This is a genomic window from Listeria booriae (assembly GCF_000766865.1).
GTDB classification, from domain to species: domain Bacteria; phylum Bacillota; class Bacilli; order Lactobacillales; family Listeriaceae; genus Listeria_A; species Listeria_A booriae.
Map to the genome: position 1 here is coordinate 98,982 of NZ_JNFA01000003.1, position 19,993 is coordinate 118,974.

Sequence of the window (19,993 nt, forward strand, 5' to 3'; positions counted from 1 at the left end):
AATAAAGGAGAGAGTATTTTGAGCGAAAATCCAGTAACACAAGGACAACAATTTCCGCTAACAATTAAGCGAATCGGCATCAACGGGGAAGGTATCGGCTATTTCAAACGTTCGGTCGTCTTCGTTCCAGGCGCGCTAACTGGCGAAGAAGTCGTGGTCGAAGCAACAAAAGTGAACCCACGATACACTGAAGCAAAAATCCGTAAAATCCGCAAAAAATCACAACATCGCGTCACAGCACCATGCCCAGTCTACGATGCATGCGGCGGCTGTCAATTACAACATTTAGCATACCCAGAACAACTCAAAATGAAAAAAGACCTTATCGTTCAGGCGATTGAAAAACATACCCGTTTCCATTTGGAGCAAATCAACATCCGCGACACGATCGGCATGGGGAACCCTTGGGGCTACCGCAACAAAAGCCAATTTCAAGTTCGCGAAATCGACGACACTGTAGAAACAGGACTTTTTGGCGCAGATAGCCACGAACTTGTTCCAATCGAAAACTGCATTGTGCAGCACCCAGATACCGTCAAAGTAACGAATCTCGTGCGCGATTTACTCGAAGAACTAGAAATTCCCATCTACGAAGAAGAGCGCAATAGCGGCATTGTACGTACCATCGTCGTGCGCACAGGCATCAAAACCGGTGAAATCCAACTTGTTCTCGTAACCAACAGCAAGAAGTTGCCACGCAAACGCGAACTTATCGAACGCGTTCAAACGATGATTCCCGAAGTTGTCTCCATCATGCAAAACGTTAACCAAGCCAAAACATCGATTATTTTTGGCGAAGAAACAATGCATTTAGCAGGCAAAGAAAAAATCACCGAAAAACTTGCCGAAATCGAATTCGATCTTTCTGCCAGAGCTTTCTTCCAACTAAATCCATCACAAACAGAGAAACTATACCGTGAAGTAGCCCGCGCAGTCCGCCTTACTGGTAACGAAAAAATCGTCGATGCGTATTGCGGTGTTGGAACAATTGGTTTATCTCTAGCAAGTAAAGCCGCCGAAGTCCGCGGTATGGACACGATTGCCGAATCTATTACCGATGCCAATGAAAACGCGAAACGAGCAGGCATTACAAACGCGACTTTTGAAACCGGAAAAGCAGAAGAAGTTTTCCCGAAATGGATCAAAGCTGGCTTCAAACCAGATACAATCATCGTCGACCCACCACGCGTCGGCTGTGAGGAGTCATTAATACAATCCATCTTGAAAACAGGCGCAAAACAAGTCATTTACGTATCGTGCAACCCATCAACATTGGCGCGCGACATCCAACTACTAGCAAAGAAATACAACATCAAATACATCCAACCACTCGACATGTTCCCGCACACGGCACACGTGGAAAGCGTGACCTTACTAACGCTTAAATCGTAATATGTTAAAGTTCTAAAACATCAAGTAGGAGGCAACAATGAAAATATTCATCTACCCATTTGTCGTTATTTTACTGTTGTTAACTGCATGTAGTAACACAGCACCAGAACAAAATACGGTCTACAGTGCAACTATTTATGACATCAATTTACGAGTAAACAAAATGAAATGGATTAGCGGCGAGAAACTAAATCTTTCAGCTGGAAATTATGAATTAGCCGAAATAAACAACATATTCAATCAAAAAGGCGATAAAATAGATCCGTCAGATTTAAAAATTGGAGACAAAATTAAGATTTACTTAAAGCCTCCAGTCATCATAAAAGAAACCGAACCCGCTCAGATTTCCGCTGAATACATTCTTAAAATCATCAAATAAACACATAGAAAAAGCCCTTGAATCCACAAACTTCAGGGCTTTTTTATTTCCTACATATCTGCTATACTTAATCCATAATTAAAGAGAAAAAAGATCCAAAAATTAACAAACGGGAGTGATTCATTTGTCACTAATTTTACAGCTTTTCCAACAATCCGAAGCTGAACTTCAAGCGCTTTCCAACTACACATTAACAAACGACACATTTTGCGCCCATCCAACGGCAATTATCGATCTTAAACCAAGCTACCACAGCGTTCTTGTGTACGACGCATCCGATATCGTCGGTTTCTTCGTCCTAGATAATGGCGAAGATGTCGCAATCTACACCGACCAACCAAACACAATCTTACTGCGCGGCTATTCCATTGACACAAACCAACAAGGAAAAGGCTACGCGAAACAATCCTTACAACTGCTACCTAGTTTTGCAAAAAAGCATTTCAGCGATATACAAACCATCGTCCTAGCAGTCAATGTTCGTAACATTCCCGCCCAAAAAGCCTATTTAAAGAGCGGTTTTACCGATACGACGCGTACTGTCATGGGACCACGAGGCGAACAATACGTTTATGCCCTGCACATATAACTACCAGCTTGGAGTCTTTTCGTAATTGCTCCAAGCCTTTTATATACAAACCTTGCAATAATGTAAGTTCCTATTACACAGGATATTTGTTACACTAAAATGAGACATTTCGTCGATAAGAAAGCGTGGCACGAATACATGAAAAATGACAAAATACGGTTTCTCGTATTACTGATTCCGTTTTTATATATCGCATATGGGGTATACTTAGCTATCGACTTCAGTAGTGAATCGGAATTAATAAACGCAATCACGAACGGCTTGATACTAGGAGGGATTTCCCTTTTTATTACGGCAAAAGCAATAGTAAGAAAGAATATCGACATCATTTGGCTTGCTGTTTTTATCTTATATTTATTTGTGTTACATCACTTAGTTACATACATTTCAGTAGGAGACATTGTTAACAGTACGTATACAGGTGCGTTTCATATTCAACGTGAAATGGTAAATCTGGTCCCATTCACGACTATCGAAAACACGCTACACCAAACATTTGTTACAATGCCAACCATTATTCAGCTTGTCGGCAACGTTTTACTACTAGCGCCACTCACGTTTTTCTTACTTTATTTCCAAATTCTAAAAAAAATCGGCCCAGCTTTACTAACCGCCGTACTAGTCTCAACAGGAATTGAACTTATCCAGTTCCTACAAACAACGATTATTACTGGCTTTGCAGGCCTTACGCTACCTGAAAATCGTTCCACAGACATCGACGACATCATTTTAAATACGCTCAGCGGTTTAATTGGCGTTTTAGCCGCTCTATGCATCCCGAGTGTTCGCAAACGAATGAAATAACAGCAGTGAAGGAGAATGAAATAATGAAAGAACGCTTCGCAAAAATAGTCGCATGGTTCCAACAAAATAGCCTAAAAGTAAAAATCATCTTCGTTTTATTTGTGTTGGCCTTCGTGGCTTATGAAATTATAAGTATCGGAACGACAACCGATTTCGGTACACTAAAAGAAAACTTAACATCACAGAGCCCCCAAAGTATTCTCATCATGATTATTGTAGGGCTAATTGCAGTAACACCAATGCTTTTATATGACTTTGTAATCGTGAAACTCCTTCCAGGAAAGTTCCCAATCAGCCATATCATCACGTCAGGCTGGATTACAAACACATTTACAAACATCGGCGGCTTCGGCGGGGTGCTAGGCGCTTCCTTACGCGCGAGTTTCTACGGCAAGAATGCGAACCATAAACAAATTCTCCTAGCCATTTCAAAAATTGCGTTATTTCTAGTTTCTGGACTTTCGATTTATTGTCTCGTCGGCTTAGTCACGCTATTCATCCCTAACTTCGCGGATCATTTCCGGAATTACTGGCCATGGCTACTCGCTGGAGGTTTGTATTTCCCAGTGCTATTCATCATCACGAAATGGAAAAGTAAGACGTTATTCGAAGATTTACCGCTAAAACGCGAACTATTGCTAATTTTGGCATCCTTGTTAGAATGGGCTTTTGCGTTCGGGTGTTTTGTGATTATCGGTGTTTTAATGAACGAACCAGTCGACGTCGCAAAAATTTTCCCATTGTTTGTTATCGCGTCCGTTATCGGGATTGCCTCGATGGTTCCTGGTGGTGTCGGAACATTTGATGTCGTGATGATTCTAGGGCTAGAACAACTAGGCGTTTCCACAGAACTAAGTGTCGCGTGGCTCTTGTTCTACCGTATTTTCTACTACATCATTCCATTCGCGGCAGGACTACTATTCTTCGTCCAAAAAGCAGGGAAGAAGTTCAACGACTACTTAGAAGGCCTACCAAGACTGTTCCTACAAAAACTAGCACACCGATTTCTCGTCTTGTTCGTCTATTTCTCAGGACTTATGCTTATCATTTCCGCGGCGATTCCAAATGCGATTTACCATTTGCCATTGCTTTATAAATTAGCACCATTCAGCTTCTTCTTCGTATCACAGATCACGATGATTGCGTTCGGTTTCCTGTTGCTAGGTTTGGCACGTGGGATTGAAAGCAAAGTGACGAAAGCATACGTGACAACGATTGTCGTACTTGGTTGCGCGATTTTCAACACGTTGGCGCAAGGTTTCTCCGTCAAGGCAGCCATTTTTCTTGGTATCGTCCTATTCTGTGTCTACTTAGCACGAAACGAGTTTTACCGGGAAAAGCTCGTCTACACATGGAGCAAAATCATTTTCGATAGCGCGCTATTTCTCGTATGTCTTGTTGGCTACGTCGTGATTGGGATTTATAACTCACCACGTGTACCGCATCACAAGAAAATTCCCGATTTCCTATTAATCCCGTCAGAACACGTCTGGATTACCGGATTTATCGGAGTTGCCATCGCCGTCATCAGCTTAATCGTGATTTTCTACTATTTCTCAGGAAAAAATATCACAATCGGCGAACCGTTCGATGCAAGACGTTTACGCAAACATCTCGCGCAATACAAAGGCAACGAAGTCACACACACCATGTTCCTACGCGACAAACTATTATTCTGGTCAAAAGACGACAAATTACTATTTCCTTTCAAAGTCGCAGCAGATAAAATGGTCATCATGGGCGAACCCGTCGGTGATCCCGATTATCTCGAAGATGCGCTAGAAGAACTCATGACATACGCCGACCGCTACGGCTACCGTCCAGTTTTCTATGAAGTAGACGTCGACATGCTAGCATTCCTCCACGATCACGGTTTTGACTTCATGAAAATAGGAGAAGAAGGCTTCGTATCCTTACCAGAATTCACATTAACAGGTAAAAAACGCAAAGGTGAACGTGCTTTAATGAATAAATTCGAGCGTGAAGGCTACACCTTTGAAATTATTCACCCAAGCTTCGACGATCGCACAATTCAGCGACTGCGTGATATTTCCGATGATTGGCTGGATGGCAGAACAGAAAAAGGTTTTTCACTAGGGTTCTTTGATGTTTATTACTTAGAACAAGCCCCGGTTGCCATTGCCAAAGATGCAGAAGGCGAAATTATTGCTTTTGCTTCGATGATGCCATGTTACAACGACGAAATGACATCCATTGATTTAATGCGTTACGGCAAAGATGCACCGAGCGGCATTATGGATTTCCTTTTCATCAACCTTTTCCAACACGGACAAGCAGAAGGCTATCAAATTTTCAATGCTGGTATGGCGCCACTATCGAACGTAGGCTCCTCACAGTTTGCCTTTTTAGGAGAACGATTAGCCGGATTAGTATATCGCTACAGCCAAGGATTCTACGGTTTCCAAGGCTTGCGCAACTACAAATCCAAATACGTCACCACCTGGGTCCAAAAATTCGTAGCCTTCCGAAAACGTAGTTCCATCGCGTTCACGATGCTACAGCTCATGGTATTGGTAGGCAAGAAACGCCCACTACCTAAAGCACAAATCATCGAAGAACGGGAAGAAGAGATTCTGGAAGAACTTATAGCCGAAGAACCAAAATAAAAATAAGGCGTCAGAGATTTCAAGAGAAGTCTCCAACGCCTTATTTTTTATTCCTCTATCAAATTCGTCAACGCGTCCTCAATTTTCGGAAATGTAAATTCGAAATTTTGATTGAGTAGTTTTTGCGGATATACGCGCTGACCTTCTAATACTAACAAAGCACGCTCACCTAAAACGAGCCGAATCATCGCGGCAGGAGTTGCAATTTTTGCTGGGCGTCTCATTGCTTGGCCGAGAAGTTCTGCGAATTTTTTCTGTTGGACAGGGTGGGGAGCCGTAATGTTCACTGCACCTTCCAACGCATCCGTTTCCATAATGAACAGCAACGCCCGAACCACGTCATCAATATGAATCCAAGAATACCACTGATTCCCGTCACCAAGCGGTCCACCAGCAAGATATGCAAACTGTTTCGTAAGTAGCGGCAATGAACCACCGTCCGTTCCTAAAATCAGCCCAAACCGCGTAAATACCGTCCGAATACCCGAAGCCCGCGCCGCTTTTTCCCAAGAAATCACGGTTTCAGCTAAGAAATTATCAGCCGCCTCATGTTCTTCCGTATCCAAAAAGAACGTGGTTTGCGAAGTCGGATAAAAGCCAATCGCACTCGCATTAATTAACAGTTTAGGCTTCGGTTGTAAGTCATGAATAATCGACACAAGCGCTTCTGTCGCCATTTCCCGGCTTTCTAAAATCAGCTTTTTCCGACTTTCCGTCCACCGTTTATCCGCAATCGCCGCACCCGCCAAGTTAATACACACATCTATGGAAATCCCCGTCAAATCAGGCTGTTGACCATTTAGCCAAGTGAGATAATGTATTTTTTCCGAATCTGTCCGTTCCTGCCGCGTCAAAATATAAACCGTGTCGCCTCGCGCAACAAGTTCCTTCACAAGGTGCGTACCTACAAAACCAGTACCACCAGTCATTAAAATATTCATATTGTTCACCCCTATGTTAGTTTTATAATACATTTCCCTTTTAGATAGCTTTAAAACGAGTTATTGCGTATGATAGAATAGAGAATAGGAGGCGATAACAGTGAAAATATCATCCGTTTCACAACAGCAAAAAAATAAAGAACGATATAACGTCTTCGTAGCTGGGAAATATTTGTTTAGCGTGGACGAGGTTGTCCTTGCCAAATACCAGCTTTTTAAAGATCGCGAGCTAACCGAAGCAGAATTGGCCGAAATTCAAGAAGAAGACGCAATTCGGCGCGGTTTAAATAAAGCCATTCAGTTCCTAGCACACCGCGTCCGCTCAGAAAAAGAAATACGCACACACTTGGCAAAAGCCGAAATGGAAGAAGATGAAATCAACATCGTCATTACACGCCTGGCAGAAATGAAGTACATCAACGACTTGGAGTTCGCGCATCTTTATGTCCGCACCCAAATGAACACAACATCCAAAGGACCACGCCAAATCGAACGAGAGCTTGTCGGAAAAGGCATCGTCCGCGAATACATCGAAGAAGCCCTACTTGATTTCAAAGACGATACCCAGCTAGAAAATGCGGTCAAACTCGCCACGAAAATCGTCAACCGCAGCCGCAAATCCGCCAAACGCCAGCTCCAACAAAAGCTAATGACGGAACTATTGCAAAAAGGCTACACGACCGAACTTGCCCAAGAAGCCACCATCATCGCTCTCGAAGAATTCTCCGAAGAGCAAGAACAAGATATTCTAGGTGAACAAATCGCCAAACTCATACGCAAGAACTTACGTTACGGTCCAGCGAAATGCCGTCAAAAAACAATCACATCACTACAACAAAAAGGTTTTTCGTATACGACCATCCAAGATTATATGTTAGAACATGAAATCAATTTTGAAGAGGAGCAAGATTAATGCAAGCCTATTTTGAGAAATTACAAACCGAACTAATGGAAGTAAACCCGAATTTAACCGCAGACGAAGCCTTATGGTGGGTGGAAATGCTTTGGTCAGACTTTGAAGCAAGCTATGCCAAAGCAGGTTACCCGTACCGCGGAGAAGAATACGCCAGTGATTATGTAGCAAAACAGATCAAACAACACGGTGCCTCACTTCATTTAGTAGAACGCAAAGATAGAAACTAAAAAACAGACCTTCTCTTACATTTCAAGAGCGGGTCTGTTTTTGTATTAGTTTGTAACGGGGTGTAATTTCTTGTGCAGTTTCTCGTCGCTGAAAATCCAGCCAGTATAAGAAGATATGATTTGTAAATCGTCGTCTAACTTCACAACGGCAACGAACGGATAATGGCCATTACTGCGATATCTTAAATCGGTAAATGTGACATAAGTGCCGTCCATTTTTTCTTCAATGCGCCAGTTATAGACTTTAGAGAACGAGACAAACGCCGCTAAATTCTTATCTTTCATCGCCGCATGGATAATATCGTTATCAGGAACCGGTAAGCGATCAAATTTCTCATAAATCGAGATATTGCGTTTAAACGCGCGACCCACGTAATAATGATCTTTCGTTGTTACAGCAACGCGCCACTGGAAGAAACGAATCGTAGAAGCAACAATGACTTCCTCCGAATCCGGAATCAAATTCTTCACGGCATGCGTGATAACTCGCTGCGTAATATACCTCGCGACATAATAAACCGCAAGTATCGCATAGAGCGTAAAGAATGTTGTCGTTGCAGGCGCACCAAGCAACCAAATAATAATCGCAACAACATGAGAAGCGAAAATAAAGATATCAAAGGTATTTATAAACCCGAAGGCGACCCAAGTATCCTTAAACGGCCTGATTGCCTGTGTCCCGTACGCGTTGAAAATATCAACAAAGATGTGCAGACAAACCGCGACAAACGTCCAGAGTAGCAAATGCCAGAACGGCGCCGCTGGAAAGATTAAATATAGAATAACAGAAAGCAACAATGGCCAAATCGCTAGACCTGGAAGTGAATGCGTTATTCCTCTATGATTGCGAATATAATCCGCGTTATTTTTTAATTTCAGAACAGTATCAATGTCCGGTATTTGTGAGCCAATAATGGTGGCTGTCATGATACCAATGGCAGCGGAACTACCGACGATAGCAGGGTCAACAGCTGTAGCAACTGCACCTAAGGCAATCCCCATTACGACATGTGTACCAGTATCCAATGTATTTCCTCCTCAAAATAAGACTAGCATTCCATCAACAACAAAAAGCCAATATTGAGATGTCTTCAAACAAGGCTTCCAATCTTATTTTTCAATTTACGAAAACTTCCTCATAAAGCAATTGGCTGTCCAATTAAAGCTCGATTCTGTATAATAGAAACGTTGCTAAAAATTGAGGCGGGGGAAGTTTTTTTCCTACTTACATTATACTACAGAATCCGTCCAAACGTGCATTAGAAAACTATGAGAATATACACAGAAAACGAGGAGTAATACACGATGAATTGGAATGATGAAAAAGTAATCGCGTTTAGGAAATCCCTAATCGACTGGTATGAAACAAATAAGCGTATCTTACCGTGGCGTGAAAATACGGAAGCTTATCGCATTTGGGTCTCAGAAATTATGCTTCAACAAACAAAAGTCGACACAGTTATGCCATATTTTGACCGTTTTATGGAATGGTTTCCAACGATGAAAGATTTCGCGGATGCCCCAGAAGAACGGATTTTAAAAGCCTGGGAAGGACTTGGCTACTATTCGCGTGTCCGAAATTTACAAGCCGCAATGAAAACGGTCGTCTACGAAATGAACGGCATTGTTCCGAATGATTTAGAAGGAATTTTAGCATTAAAAGGGGTTGGACCGTACACAGCAGGCGCCGTTTTAAGCATTGCCTATGAAAAAGCAGAGCCAGCCGTCGATGGTAATGTCATGCGCGTCATCTCCCGAGTGCTGGAAATTGATGAAGACATCATGAAACAAAAAACACGCAAGACCTTCGAAAAAGCCTTGTACACACTGATTGATCCAGACAAACCAGGCGAATTTAATCAAGGTCTGATGGAAATCGGCGCACTTGTTTGCACACCGAAAAAACCGATGTGTCTCATCTGCCCACTGCAATCCTTTTGCGAAGCCCACCAAAAAGGCGAAGAAGAGAAATACCCAGTTAAAATCAAAAAAACAAAAGTCAAAAAAGTCTTCTTATCTTCCGTTATTGTTAAACAAGGCGAGGAGCAATTCATCATTGAACAACGTCCAGACACAGGCCTGCTCGCAAATCTTTGGCAATTTCCAACCGTCGCAAAGACCGATAACCAAGAAGCGCTCAAACTAGCATTTCTCCAAGAATACGGCATCGAGCTAGAATTAGAACCAGAGCCAATTACACACGTCAAACATATTTTTTCACATCTCGTTTGGGAAGTCGATGTTTTCGTAGCGCAAGCGATTACCACCCAACCAAGCGATTTAAAATTAAAAACCGTCACAAAAGCAGAGATGGAGCACTTGGCATTCCCAGTCCCATATCAAAAAATGTGGCAAGCATTTCAAAAGGGGGAAACAATGTAATGAACAAAGTAGCATTAGTAACAGGAAGTAGCCGCGGAATCGGACGTGAAATCGCGTTAGATTTAGCCAAACAAGGATATGATATCGCGATTAATTTTGCTAGAAGTAGAAGTAAGGCAGAGGAAGTAGCAAAAGAAGTAGAAGCACTAGGCCAAAAAGCCGTCTTAGTACGTGCCAATGTAGGAGATGTCTCGAAATTAAAAGGCATGTTCGAGGAGATTGATGAAGCGTTCGGCCGTCTGGACGTATTAGTAAACAACGCAGCAAGTGGTGTATTGCGTCCCATCATGGAATTAACCGAGTCGCACTGGGATTGGACAATGGACATCAATGCCAAAGCGTTATTGTTCGCAAGCCAAGAAGCAGCAAAAAGAATGCAACAAAACGGCGGTGGAAAAATTGTAAGCCTAAGCTCAATCGGAGCCATCCGTTATTTAGAAAACTACACGACAGTAGGCGTCTCAAAAGCCGCAGTAGAATCATTAACTCGCTACCTAGCCGTAGAACTAGCTCCGATGGGAATTTCCGTCAATGCCGTTTCAGGCGGATTGATTGAAACAGACGCGTTAGATCATTTCCCGAATCGTGAAGAATTGCTAGCAGATGCCGTATCTAAAACACCTGCAGGACGTATGGTTGCCGCATCGGATTTAGTGAAAACCGTATCGTTTTTAGTAAGTGAGCAAGCAGATATGATTCGCGGGCAGACGATTGTGGTAGACGGTGGCAGGACTTTGTTGGTTTGAGTTGAGAGTTTAGAGCTTCAATGGATTTCATGTCCATCGAGGCTTTTTTTAATTACTTTGTACATCACTTCTCGCAATCGTTTACAAAAAACTCGGAATATGTTACCATTTTATAGAAGATGACTTACATTTATTACAGCATAAAAGGAGGTTCATGATGCAAAAAAAATACATATGGTTGATTTCGATTGCTGCTGTTATCGTAATTATTTTGATAGGAGGTAAAATTTATATGAATAGTTTGGATAAGAAAGAAGTTGAGCATGAAAAAAAAGCACAACAAATAGTAAAGGCTGAGGAATACATGGCACTATATTTGGTTCGCAATTATGAAGATGTTCGTACTATAGAATTTCATCCAGTTACTCAAACAAAAGAAACAGGGTTTTGGCATGGATCTATCGATGTAAACAATGGTAGTACATTGACCTTTTCGATGCGTCATCTATCTGATTTTGATGATATAGGTATTCGGGTTAACCCTAAGACATTCGATTTAAATAAGAAAAAAACGAGTTCAAATGAAAATTTGGAGAATGTTAAAATAAAGTATTGGAGGGGGAATAATGGCGACGGAACGGGATTATAATGTCTTCGCAGATGAAGCATACCAAATAGATAAGACACGAGCAAAAAATGAAGACAGAGCTCCATTGCAAAAAGGTGATATCTTAGAAGGAACAAAATTATCGCAGTCTTATATAGTGTTGGAAGTAGCAGACAACAATAAAAATGGTATGCAGGCAATGGCTGTGGCGCCGATTAAAGATGGCATTGCGGATACATCTGAAGTAATAATTGCATATGCAGGAACCGATTTTGATGACAAATTAGATGTGTTAACAGACGCCACCACTGTAGTTGGAGGAGATATAGATTTATCCATCCCACAATGGTGGAGCGCCCCTAAAAAAATCGACGGACAAGCCATTTCAGCGCAAAAGTTCGCAACAAGTATTAAAAAAAGCTACCCTAATGCAGTAATTTCAACAACAGGTCATTCTCTCGGTGAATATTTAGCGATTTACATAGCAGCAGAAAATAAATGGAAGAATACAGGCTTCAACGGACCTGACCCATATAACATTCTATCTGATGATGCAAAAAAATGGATTAAAGAAAATCCAGGTTTACTAGCTAACTATCGAAATAATTACGATAAAATTGGTAATTTTGGTGGCAATAAAACTGGCGCGGCAATTTTACTAGATGTATCAACAGGTGGCTATAATCCGGCGAAATCTTTAGACTATCACGGTTTAAGTACATGGCAGTTTGACAAAAGTGGCAACCTGATAGCGCCAGGTCGTTCAAGCAGGGATTCACGTTTGGCTCAAATGGAAGCCACCACACGGTATCAATTATGGAATCTTTCTGTTCTATCAAATAAACTACGAAAAAGTCATGGCGGACTATCTTCATCGGAAGAAATATTCATCAATAGCGGAGAAGCATTGATTGTAGTAAACGGCGTTTCAACCATGATGCAGGATGGTTTGAATACTGTCATCAAAGAATACCAACAAGCAATCACTGAAGCAGAGGCACTATGGAAAGAAACTGTAGAGCGTGCGCAGGGAATTGGTATGGATTTAAGTTATGAGGAAGTAATTGGAGCTTTAGCTAGTGGAGGAGCGACCCAAGCAAATATTGTCGGCGAACCAACCGCCTTTTATGAACAAAGAATAGCTAGTGCTAAGCAAATGCTGGAGGAATACACCACATTAATCAGTGAAATTCAAACGAGCATTGACCAGCAATTAGCGAAGGATCAGCAGTTAGCAAAAGACATCCAATTTTGAAAGAGAGGGAGCTAAAGATGGACTCGCAACAGCGTTTAGAGGACAATTATTTACGCGATAAGAAGCGATTGGCAGAGAAAGAAGAGAGATTGTACCAACAGAAAAATAAAGGAATGCAGGCTTTAGACGCTATTGCAGAAGCAAGTCATTATTATTTAAAGGACTTCGCACCAGATACGATGGATATACGTCGAGGCATGCACCAATTAGAAGAAATAAAAGAGGAACTAGCTGTGCAACATAGTAAAGAGCAGCAACGTTTGGATTATGAGATGGAAGAATTAACTTTGGATTATCGCAAACAACAACGAACTTCTAGTGAACAGGAGGCATCCTTATGACAGAAACATCAATACTAGATGAACAATTCATTCTACAACTAAAAAAAGAGACCGAAAAAATGATGATTAATTTAGCAGTAGCATCATCAGCGATACACAAGAGCCAAATTAACCAGCAAGATGTAACACAAAAGAGCAAGGATGTTATCAAAACTACGCAAAACAGTGTAGAACATATAACAGGAAGCATAAGTCACAATTTAAAAGGGCAGTTTGGAGATAAAGTAAAAGAAACATTGGCTATCCATCATAAGAAGCTTCAACAGCTTGTATAAATACTAAATAAAGTAAGTCTCGAGGTTTTCAAAAACCAAAAAGGATTTTGAAAACTTCGACTTCAAGCTCTTTCAGGCCTCACAGTTTTTAGTAAATCCTGCTCCATACGCCAGTCCTTCGGAAACTCCAGATCCCTCAAAAAGGACTTTTCCCGCGACTTCTCCAGTTTCTGTCATGCCTAAACGCACGTGTTCCGCTTTTTAGTTAACCCTTTTCATTTTTTATACAACGAATTGCATGGTATAATGGAAGCGGATGTTAGATCGATAGTACATGGAGAAAGTAGGATATTAGATGTACTTACCTAAAGAAAAAGAAATAATTCAAATCAAAAGCTACAAACACGACGGTTCACTTCATCGTACTTGGAAAAAAACGGTTGTATTGAAATCTACGGAGAACGTTATTATCGGTGGGAACGATCACACTTTAGTGGTTGAATCAGATGGTCGGAAATGGGTAACCCGCGAACCTGCCATTTGTTATTTTCACAGTGAATATTGGTTTAATGTGATTTCAATGATTCGGGAAGACGGGATATATCACTATTGCAACTTAGGTACGCCTTTTGCCTCGGATGAGGAAGCGGTGAAGTATATCGATTATGATCTGGATATTAAAGTGTTTCCAGACGGGCGATTTCACTTGCTTGACGAAGGGGAATACGAACAACATAGACGACAAATGAAGTATCCAGACGCCATCGACCGAATTCTGCGCCACAATGTCGACGTACTCTCACACTGGATTTTGGATAAAAAAGGTCCATTTTCTAAAGACTACATCGATATTTGGTATGAAAAGTATAAAGAATATCGCTAAGAAGTAGCAAAAACACGCAACATATGGTTTTAGATTCTAGAAACCATATGTTGCGTGTTTTATTTGTTTAAAGGACAACTTCTACGTGCGCATCTAATGACTGGCGTGTTTTATCTCGAGTTGGCTCTGTGGCGCGATATCCAAAAGCAAGCATGGCTGAAACGCCAAATTCATCCGTGTTTATCAAACCCTTACGCGCCAACAATTGTTCGACATCGGCTTTATTAAAACCTTCAATCGGACAAGAATCAATACCAATCGTTGCTGCACTTGTCATCATGTTTGCCATCGCTAAATAAGCTTGACGGCTTGCCCATTCAAAAACAAGACGGTCATCAGATAGCAAATCGAAATCATCTGCTAAGAAGTTTTTAAAATGATTCGTGTAGCCTGCGACAACATCATTCGGCATTTTTGCAACATTTTTCAGGTGGTTCTGGATGTATTCTGATTCTGGTTGTAGGGAATTCTTTGTGCGCGATAATACGACCAGAAACTTATCCGCAGTTGGTAATTGTGTTTGCGCTCCCCAAGCGAATTCCTTTATTTCATCGCGCAACGCTGTATTCTCAATCACTAATAACTTCCAAGGCTCGAATCCGAACGAAGACGGAGACAAGCGAGCGGTTTCTAAAATAAATTGGAAATCCTCATCCGAAATTTGTTTCGCCGTATCGAATTCCTTACAAGCAAAGCGATATTTAAAAGCATCTAAAACCATTTCTTTTTTTGACATGTTGTAAATCCCTCCTAATTTGTTTGACATTTTCAGTATACCAAGTAAAATAAAAAAAGTAAGTATGCACATTTTTGTTAGGTAGGCACAATTTTTATACTATCAAAAGGAGGATTCAACCATGCCAAAACGCAAAACAACATTTTCCTGTGGCGCCGATGTCACAGCATCCGTCATTGGTGGCAAGTGGAAACTACAAATTTTATATAAATTAATCACAAAAACAATCCGCTTCAATGAATTCAGGCGTCTCATTCCAGAAATCACCCAGCGAATGCTCACATTACAACTGCGGGAGCTAGAAGAAGATGGCATCGTTCACCGCGAAGTCTACCCACAAATCCCGCCAAAAGTAGAGTACCGCTTAACCGAGCTTGGCGAAACATTGATTCCACTCATCGAAGCAATGTGCACCTGGGGATATGAAAACGAAGAAACAATTGCAGAAAATCGCAAAGACATAGCAAAAGAACCGATTTAGCGTTTCAAATCGGTTCTTTATTTTAAATATCATGCACATCAATATCAATCTTATTCTCATCATGATGTCGCAATTTAAAGCTATGCACTAATTTCTCCAAGTAATCAATCGTTTCCTGATAAGCGAAGACACAGGCGATAATCCGCATTAAATGGTACTGGTCAATCCCTTCATCATCGTCTTCCTTATCCATTTCTTTCATTTCATTTAAAAACAACCGCATCAAATCTTGAGGATCTTGCGCCAAATGTTTCTCCGCATAATGTAAGTCCACTGAAACCTTATCAATATACGTCAGTAACAACTGCTCATGTGTATCCGTCAAATAATCAATTTGCATCCGAATCAGCTCTTGTTTTTCAGGAGGCAACTGCAAAAAGTCGTTTTCATAGCGATGCAGTATTTTTAATAACTCGTATCCTTTTTGCGAACAGAGAATCATTTGCCTGTATACCGCAATTTTTCGCGACTTAGAAATATTGGTTCGCCGGAGGAAAGTGCGTTCCTCGCGGTATAACTCATAATAGCTACTCATTTGCGTAATCTGTTTTTGCATCCACTTCATATCTTTTTTCAGTAGCGGAAAATCAGCAGCATGGCGTAAATTTAGCTTTATCCAGCGCATAATTTCATCATTTGTCGTATAAATAAACTGGAAGAGCGTCACTTCGTATTTCGGCGGCAAGAAGATGAGGTTCACGATGAATGCGGCCACAAGACCGAGCATAATCGTTCCAAATCTAGTGAGGGCAACCATTAGGAAGTCACTATTCGGCGAATCCATCACGATAACAAGCGTTACAAGCGCCAAGCCAATCGTGTTTTCCAATTTGAACTGAATGAGGAGCGCCACACAAATAATCGAAGCAATCCCGATTAAGATGAAGTCATTCCCAATATAAAGCCCAAATCCAATCGCAATCGCCGCACCAATCACATTCCCTTGCGCCCTTTGCAAAATTTCTAAATAGGATCTATAAATCGAAGGCTGCACCGCAAAAATCGCTGAAATCCCCGCTAAAGATGGAGAAGGGGAGTGACAAAGTTGCGCGATAAAAAGCGCCAAACTAATAGCAATACCTGTTTTTAAAATCCTAGCCCCGAATTTCATCGCTGGTTAGTCCTTTCTGTTATGTTTTGGCTTTTCACTTAAGCACGTTTTTCTATATATAGCCGTAAAACTAATATTGCAAACAAATTACAAAGCCATTTTTGCAAAAACACGATCTACAGCCGCAATCGTTGCTTCAATATCTGCTTCTGTATGTGCCGTTGTAATAAACCAAGCCTCATATTTAGAAGGAGCTAGCATAATTCCTTCTTCCAACATCCATTTGAAAAACTGCCCGAATTGCTCGCCATTCGTTACTTGCGCGTCAGCATAGGTCACAATTTCTTGATCCGCAAAATACACCGTCAACGCACCTTTAATCTGATTAATCGTAATCACTAAACCATGTTTCTCAGCCGCAGCTTCGATTCCATTTTTCAGCATGACACCCAATTTATCAAAACGCTCATACAAGCCTTCTTCTTGCAAAACTTCTAGACATGCAATCCCAGCTTGAATCGATGCTGGGTTTCCAGCCATTGTTCCAGCTTGATAGGCAGGACCAAGCGGCGCCACTTTTTCCATAATATCAATGCGACCACCATAAGCGCCAATCGGCAAACCGCCACCAATAATTTTTCCAAGCGCAGTCAAATCAGGCGTTACATGCAAGAGATTTTGTGCACCACCATACATAAAACGAAATGCAGTAATAACTTCATCATAAATAACAAGGGCTCCCGCCTCATGCGTCAGCTCGTTTACCGTCTCCAAAAAGCCATCCACCGGACCGACAATCCCGAAATTTCCAATAATCGGCTCCACTAAAACAGCAGCAACCTGATCGCCCCAAATACGCAAAGCCTCTTTAAAACTCGCAATATCATTAAAAGGAACCGTAATAACTTCCTCCGCAGTTGCCGTCGTAACCCCAGCAGAATCAGGCGTTCCAAGCGTTGAAGGCCCCGAACCAGCTTCCACCAGTACTAAGTCAAAATGTCCGTGATAGGAACCTGCGAATTTAATAATTTTGTCACGTCCCGTAAATGCACGAGCCACACGAATCGTCGTCATAACCGCTTCCGTCCCAGAATTCGTAAACCGAACTTTCTCTAAAGAAGGAATCGCATCTTTCAACATTTTTGCAAACGTCACTTCATGTTTCGTTGGCGTACCATACAAAACACCAGTTTCCGCAGCGTGTGTAATCGCTTTTGTAATATGTGGGTGGGCATGTCCAGTAATAATCGGTCCATAAGCCGCCAAATAATCGATATACTTATTCCCATCAACATCCCAGAAATAAGCCCCATTTGCTCGTTCCATCGTGACAGGAACTCCACCCCCAACACCTTTATAAGAACGCGAAGGACTATTTACACCACCAACAATGTGCTTTAACGCCTCCGTATGTAGCTTTTCAGACTCCGAATGATTCATTTTTCGATACATCTCCTTCATTAAACTATCTTCCTCTCCATTTTAGTGCAAAAACAACCGAACTGCAATGAATAGAAGCAAGTTCATTGTTTCCAAGCCAAAAAGGGGCTAAAATAAATGAAAAAGGAGTGAACAAACATGAAAATTCTATTTACCATGCCAATCCCCGAAGACTTACAAGAAAAGCAACAAGCACAGTTTCCCGACAATACCTATCATTACATAGAAGATATTCGCGCATGCGACACGTTATCCGAAATAAACTGCATTGTTTCTTACGGCTCCGATATCACAGAAGAAGTACTGGAACGAGCAACGAACCTGCGCTGGCTCATGGTTTTCTCCGCAGGAATCGAAGAACTCCCACACGCAAAACTTCAAGATAAAAACATCACCGTAACCAATGTCCGAGGCATTCACGCTATCCCTATGGCTGAATTCGCGTTTTCCTACATGCTATCCTACGTAAAACAATTGCCTCATTTCGCGGCTAAACAACAAGAACACCAGTGGGGACGAGCGGACCATCAAATATCAGAACTAGCAAACCAAACGCTAATCATAGTAGGAACTGGCGCAATCGGCACTCAAATCGCCCACCTAGCCAAAGCTTTCCAAATGAAAGTCATCGGCATCAACACCACAGGCAAACAAAAAGTCCCATTCGATAAAACCGTCCAAACCAAAGACATAACAACCGTTCTACCAGAGGGTGACTTCATCATTTCCATACTACCCGAAACCAATGCAACAAAAGGCTTTTATCAAAAACACCATTTCCAGACAATGAAAAAGTCCGCCGTATTCATCAATATAGGTAGAGGTTCTGCGATAACAGAAGAAGTATTAATCGACATCGCCAAGCAACAAACAATTGCCCATATGTATCTAGACGTAACCCCAATCGAACCATTACCAGAAAATCATGCCTTGTGGAGCTTTCCGAATGTCACCATCACACCACACGTCTCCGCGCACTCACCACGATACCTCTATAGAAGTTTTGACATATGGCTCGAAAATTTGGAAAGATTTCAAAAACAAGAACCATTATTAAATACACGCCAACTAGACCGCGGTTACTAAACTAAGCCCGAATATTGACAGAATGGGCTGTTATTAGGTAGAATGGGAGTATATATAATCAAAATGAAGCAAGAAAGGAGTGCATGACGGTGTCTAATTCTCATTTAAGAGAGGCGATAGATGTCTTGAAAAAAACTGGAGTCAGAATAACTCCTCAACGTCATGCTATACTTGAATTCCTAATTAATGCGGATACCCATCCTACCGCCGATGAAATTTACAGAGCACTTGAAGGGAATTTCCCAAATATGAGTGTAGCGACAGTTTACAATAACTTGCGCGTTTTTCGAGAAGCAGGATTAATTAAAGAATTACCATATGGCGATTCATCGAGCCGTTTCGATTTTTCCACATCCGAACATTATCACGCAATCTGCAACGAATGCGGTAAAATAGTCGATTTCCATTATCCAGGTTTAGATGAAGTCGAACATTTCGCATCCAGCGTCACAGGCTACGAAGTCAACAAACATCGACTAGAAGTTTACGGAACATGTCCAGAATGCCAAGCGAAATTAAAATAACAAAACCATCAAGTCATTCGAATTTGGTGGTTTTTTCTTTTGGATGCATAAAATCAATCAATTTTATGCAAATAAATTTATAAAAGCAGAAACGGCTACACGTCAATGTTTAGCGCATACATTTTTGTGGAACACAAGTACAGAACACAAAAAAATAAAATAAAAATGCATAACTTGGTTGACATTGCTCAAATAAATTGATATATTAGTTCTCGGCGCTACTAATTCAACACTTTTACAAACAAAAACATCACAAAATAATTTATAGAAAGTTGTTGACAGATAAGCGTTCGAATGATATGATTTAAAAGTCGCAAAAAACAAAACAGCCAGTCATAACAACGCGAAGTTGACCTTTGAAAACTGAACAAAAAACAAAGATAAAACCAAGAAAACAGCAATGTTTTCAGGTAAGAATCGCAGGGCGGAAA

General features: G+C 41.3%; 22 protein-coding genes. 17 read left to right on the forward strand and 5 right to left on the reverse strand.

Features of this window, described 5'->3' with window-relative positions; genetic code table 11:
* Window positions 1-18 precede the first annotated feature (18 nt).
* From rlmD to mprF, 5 genes are all read left to right on the forward strand, one after another.
* On the forward strand, window positions 19-1,392 hold the full coding sequence (rlmD, locus tag EP57_RS01740; protein ID WP_036083616.1) for a 23S rRNA (uracil(1939)-C(5))-methyltransferase RlmD: 1,374 nt from the start codon (window positions 19-21) through the stop codon (window positions 1,390-1,392).
* A 37-nt stretch (window positions 1,393-1,429) separates the two neighbouring features.
* On the forward strand, window positions 1,430-1,771 hold the full coding sequence (locus EP57_RS01745; RefSeq protein ID WP_036083618.1) for a hypothetical protein: 342 nt from the start codon (window positions 1,430-1,432) through the stop codon (window positions 1,769-1,771).
* Window positions 1,772-1,895: 124 nt separating this feature from the next.
* Window positions 1,896-2,360 carry a GNAT family N-acetyltransferase gene (locus EP57_RS01750; RefSeq protein ID WP_052167473.1) on the forward strand — a complete coding sequence of 155 codons (465 nt, stop codon included), beginning with the start codon at window positions 1,896-1,898 and terminating at the stop codon, window positions 2,358-2,360.
* Between the two features lie 138 nt (window positions 2,361-2,498).
* Window positions 2,499-3,164 (forward strand): VanZ family protein, encoded by a 666-nt coding sequence (locus EP57_RS01755; protein ID WP_036083666.1) that lies wholly within the window; start codon window positions 2,499-2,501, stop codon window positions 3,162-3,164.
* A 23-nt stretch (window positions 3,165-3,187) separates the two neighbouring features.
* Window positions 3,188-5,791, forward strand: a complete 2,604-nt coding sequence (gene mprF / locus EP57_RS01760; protein ID WP_036083619.1) for a bifunctional lysylphosphatidylglycerol flippase/synthetase MprF — start codon at window positions 3,188-3,190, stop codon at window positions 5,789-5,791.
* Between the two features lie 47 nt (window positions 5,792-5,838).
* Here mprF and EP57_RS01765 read toward each other — a convergent pair whose 3' ends face one another.
* Window positions 5,839-6,732, reverse strand: coding sequence for a TIGR01777 family oxidoreductase (locus EP57_RS01765; RefSeq protein WP_036083620.1), 894 nt, complete (start codon window positions 6,730-6,732; stop codon window positions 5,839-5,841).
* 100 nt (window positions 6,733-6,832) lie between these two features.
* On the opposite strand from EP57_RS01765, the gene recX reads away from it, so the two are divergent.
* Both recX and EP57_RS01775 read left to right on the forward strand, forming a co-directional pair.
* Window positions 6,833-7,645, forward strand: coding sequence for a recombination regulator RecX (gene recX, locus EP57_RS01770; protein WP_036083621.1), 813 nt, complete (start codon window positions 6,833-6,835; stop codon window positions 7,643-7,645).
* Window positions 7,645-7,875 carry a YfhJ family protein gene (locus tag EP57_RS01775; RefSeq protein WP_036083622.1) on the forward strand — a complete coding sequence of 77 codons (231 nt, stop codon included), beginning with the start codon at window positions 7,645-7,647 and terminating at the stop codon, window positions 7,873-7,875. The genes recX and EP57_RS01775 overlap by 1 nt, the downstream gene beginning before the upstream one ends.
* 45 nt (window positions 7,876-7,920) lie before the next feature.
* Here the strand turns inward: EP57_RS01775 and EP57_RS01780 are convergent, their stop codons facing one another.
* Window positions 7,921-8,901, reverse strand: a complete 981-nt coding sequence (locus tag EP57_RS01780) for a metal-dependent hydrolase (RefSeq protein WP_036083623.1) — start codon at window positions 8,899-8,901, stop codon at window positions 7,921-7,923.
* A 279-nt stretch (window positions 8,902-9,180) separates the two neighbouring features.
* Here EP57_RS01780 and mutY point away from each other — a divergent pair, with 279 nt between their 5' ends.
* The 7 genes from mutY (at window position 9,181) to ntdP (ending at window position 14,244) form a co-directional block, all read left to right on the forward strand.
* Window positions 9,181-10,257 (forward strand): A/G-specific adenine glycosylase, encoded by a 1,077-nt coding sequence (gene mutY, locus EP57_RS01785; protein ID WP_036083625.1) that lies wholly within the window; start codon window positions 9,181-9,183, stop codon window positions 10,255-10,257.
* Window positions 10,257-11,003, forward strand: coding sequence for an enoyl-[acyl-carrier-protein] reductase FabL (gene fabL / locus EP57_RS01790; RefSeq protein ID WP_036083627.1), 747 nt, complete (start codon window positions 10,257-10,259; stop codon window positions 11,001-11,003). The genes mutY and fabL overlap by 1 nt, the downstream gene beginning before the upstream one ends.
* A gap of 157 nt (window positions 11,004-11,160) precedes the next feature.
* Entirely contained in the window at window positions 11,161-11,592 is a 432-nt protein-coding gene (locus EP57_RS16305) for a hypothetical protein (RefSeq protein ID WP_052167474.1), read from the forward strand.
* Entirely contained in the window at window positions 11,570-12,805 is a 1,236-nt protein-coding gene (locus EP57_RS01800) for a hypothetical protein (RefSeq protein WP_036083629.1), read from the forward strand. The genes EP57_RS16305 and EP57_RS01800 overlap by 23 nt, the downstream gene beginning before the upstream one ends.
* 17 nt (window positions 12,806-12,822) lie before the next feature.
* Window positions 12,823-13,146, forward strand: coding sequence for a hypothetical protein (locus EP57_RS01805; protein ID WP_036083631.1), 324 nt, complete (start codon window positions 12,823-12,825; stop codon window positions 13,144-13,146).
* The gene (locus tag EP57_RS01810) at window positions 13,143-13,421 is read left to right on the forward strand and encodes a hypothetical protein (protein ID WP_036083633.1); all 279 of its coding nucleotides are present in this window, start codon (window positions 13,143-13,145) and stop codon (window positions 13,419-13,421) included. The genes EP57_RS01805 and EP57_RS01810 overlap by 4 nt, the downstream gene beginning before the upstream one ends.
* 295 nt (window positions 13,422-13,716) lie before the next feature.
* On the forward strand, window positions 13,717-14,244 hold the full coding sequence (gene ntdP, locus EP57_RS01815; RefSeq protein WP_036083635.1) for a nucleoside tri-diphosphate phosphatase: 528 nt from the start codon (window positions 13,717-13,719) through the stop codon (window positions 14,242-14,244).
* 67 nt (window positions 14,245-14,311) lie between these two features.
* Here ntdP and EP57_RS01820 read toward each other — a convergent pair whose 3' ends face one another.
* Window positions 14,312-14,980: an NAD(P)H-dependent oxidoreductase gene (locus EP57_RS01820; RefSeq protein WP_036083637.1), complete on the reverse strand. Its 669-nt coding sequence runs from the start codon at window positions 14,978-14,980 to the stop codon at window positions 14,312-14,314.
* A gap of 121 nt (window positions 14,981-15,101) precedes the next feature.
* Here EP57_RS01820 and EP57_RS01825 point away from each other — a divergent pair, with 121 nt between their 5' ends.
* Window positions 15,102-15,461 (forward strand): winged helix-turn-helix transcriptional regulator, encoded by a 360-nt coding sequence (locus tag EP57_RS01825; protein WP_036083639.1) that lies wholly within the window; start codon window positions 15,102-15,104, stop codon window positions 15,459-15,461.
* 22 nt (window positions 15,462-15,483) lie between these two features.
* Here EP57_RS01825 and EP57_RS01830 read toward each other — a convergent pair whose 3' ends face one another.
* Window positions 15,484-16,572, reverse strand: a complete 1,089-nt coding sequence (locus EP57_RS01830) for an aromatic acid exporter family protein (protein WP_036083641.1) — start codon at window positions 16,570-16,572, stop codon at window positions 15,484-15,486.
* An 87-nt stretch (window positions 16,573-16,659) separates the two neighbouring features.
* On the reverse strand, window positions 16,660-17,952 hold the full coding sequence (locus EP57_RS01835) for a glutamate-1-semialdehyde 2,1-aminomutase (RefSeq protein WP_036083670.1): 1,293 nt from the start codon (window positions 17,950-17,952) through the stop codon (window positions 16,660-16,662).
* 138 nt (window positions 17,953-18,090) lie between these two features.
* Between EP57_RS01835 and EP57_RS01840 the strand changes: the two genes are divergently transcribed.
* On the forward strand, window positions 18,091-19,038 hold the full coding sequence (locus EP57_RS01840; RefSeq protein WP_036083643.1) for a D-2-hydroxyacid dehydrogenase: 948 nt from the start codon (window positions 18,091-18,093) through the stop codon (window positions 19,036-19,038).
* 83 nt (window positions 19,039-19,121) lie between these two features.
* Complete coding sequence (perR, locus tag EP57_RS01845; protein WP_036083645.1) at window positions 19,122-19,562, forward strand: peroxide-responsive transcriptional repressor PerR; 441 nt, start codon at window positions 19,122-19,124, stop codon at window positions 19,560-19,562.
* Window positions 19,563-19,993: the final 431 nt, after the last annotated feature.

What these genes read in the sequence shown, in the direction of transcription:
- EP57_RS01745 (WP_036083618.1), top strand. Translation starts at nt 1,430, where the DNA reads ATGAAAATATTCATCTACCCATTTGTCGTTATTTTACTGTTGTTAACT.
- EP57_RS01755 (WP_036083666.1), top strand. Translation starts at nt 2,499, where the DNA reads ATGAAAAATGACAAAATACGGTTTCTCGTATTACTGATTCCGTTTTTA.
- mprF (WP_036083619.1), top strand. Translation starts at nt 3,188, where the DNA reads ATGAAAGAACGCTTCGCAAAAATAGTCGCATGGTTCCAACAAAATAGC.
- EP57_RS01765 (WP_036083620.1), bottom strand. Translation starts at nt 6,732, where the DNA reads ATGAATATTTTAATGACTGGTGGTACTGGTTTTGTAGGTACGCACCTT.
- EP57_RS01775 (WP_036083622.1), top strand. Translation starts at nt 7,645, where the DNA reads ATGCAAGCCTATTTTGAGAAATTACAAACCGAACTAATGGAAGTAAAC.
- mutY (WP_036083625.1), top strand. Translation starts at nt 9,181, where the DNA reads ATGAATTGGAATGATGAAAAAGTAATCGCGTTTAGGAAATCCCTAATC.
- fabL (WP_036083627.1), top strand. Translation starts at nt 10,257, where the DNA reads ATGAACAAAGTAGCATTAGTAACAGGAAGTAGCCGCGGAATCGGACGT.
- EP57_RS16305 (WP_052167474.1), top strand. Translation starts at nt 11,161, where the DNA reads ATGCAAAAAAAATACATATGGTTGATTTCGATTGCTGCTGTTATCGTA.
- EP57_RS01800 (WP_036083629.1), top strand. Translation starts at nt 11,570, where the DNA reads ATGGCGACGGAACGGGATTATAATGTCTTCGCAGATGAAGCATACCAA.
- EP57_RS01805 (WP_036083631.1), top strand. Translation starts at nt 12,823, where the DNA reads ATGGACTCGCAACAGCGTTTAGAGGACAATTATTTACGCGATAAGAAG.
- EP57_RS01810 (WP_036083633.1), top strand. Translation starts at nt 13,143, where the DNA reads ATGACAGAAACATCAATACTAGATGAACAATTCATTCTACAACTAAAA.
- ntdP (WP_036083635.1), top strand. Translation starts at nt 13,717, where the DNA reads ATGTACTTACCTAAAGAAAAAGAAATAATTCAAATCAAAAGCTACAAA.
- EP57_RS01820 (WP_036083637.1), bottom strand. Translation starts at nt 14,980, where the DNA reads ATGTCAAAAAAAGAAATGGTTTTAGATGCTTTTAAATATCGCTTTGCT.
- EP57_RS01825 (WP_036083639.1), top strand. Translation starts at nt 15,102, where the DNA reads ATGCCAAAACGCAAAACAACATTTTCCTGTGGCGCCGATGTCACAGCA.
- EP57_RS01830 (WP_036083641.1), bottom strand. Translation starts at nt 16,572, where the DNA reads ATGAAATTCGGGGCTAGGATTTTAAAAACAGGTATTGCTATTAGTTTG.
- EP57_RS01835 (WP_036083670.1), bottom strand. Translation starts at nt 17,952, where the DNA reads ATGAATCATTCGGAGTCTGAAAAGCTACATACGGAGGCGTTAAAGCAC.
- EP57_RS01840 (WP_036083643.1), top strand. Translation starts at nt 18,091, where the DNA reads ATGAAAATTCTATTTACCATGCCAATCCCCGAAGACTTACAAGAAAAG.
- perR (WP_036083645.1), top strand. Translation starts at nt 19,122, where the DNA reads ATGACGGTGTCTAATTCTCATTTAAGAGAGGCGATAGATGTCTTGAAA.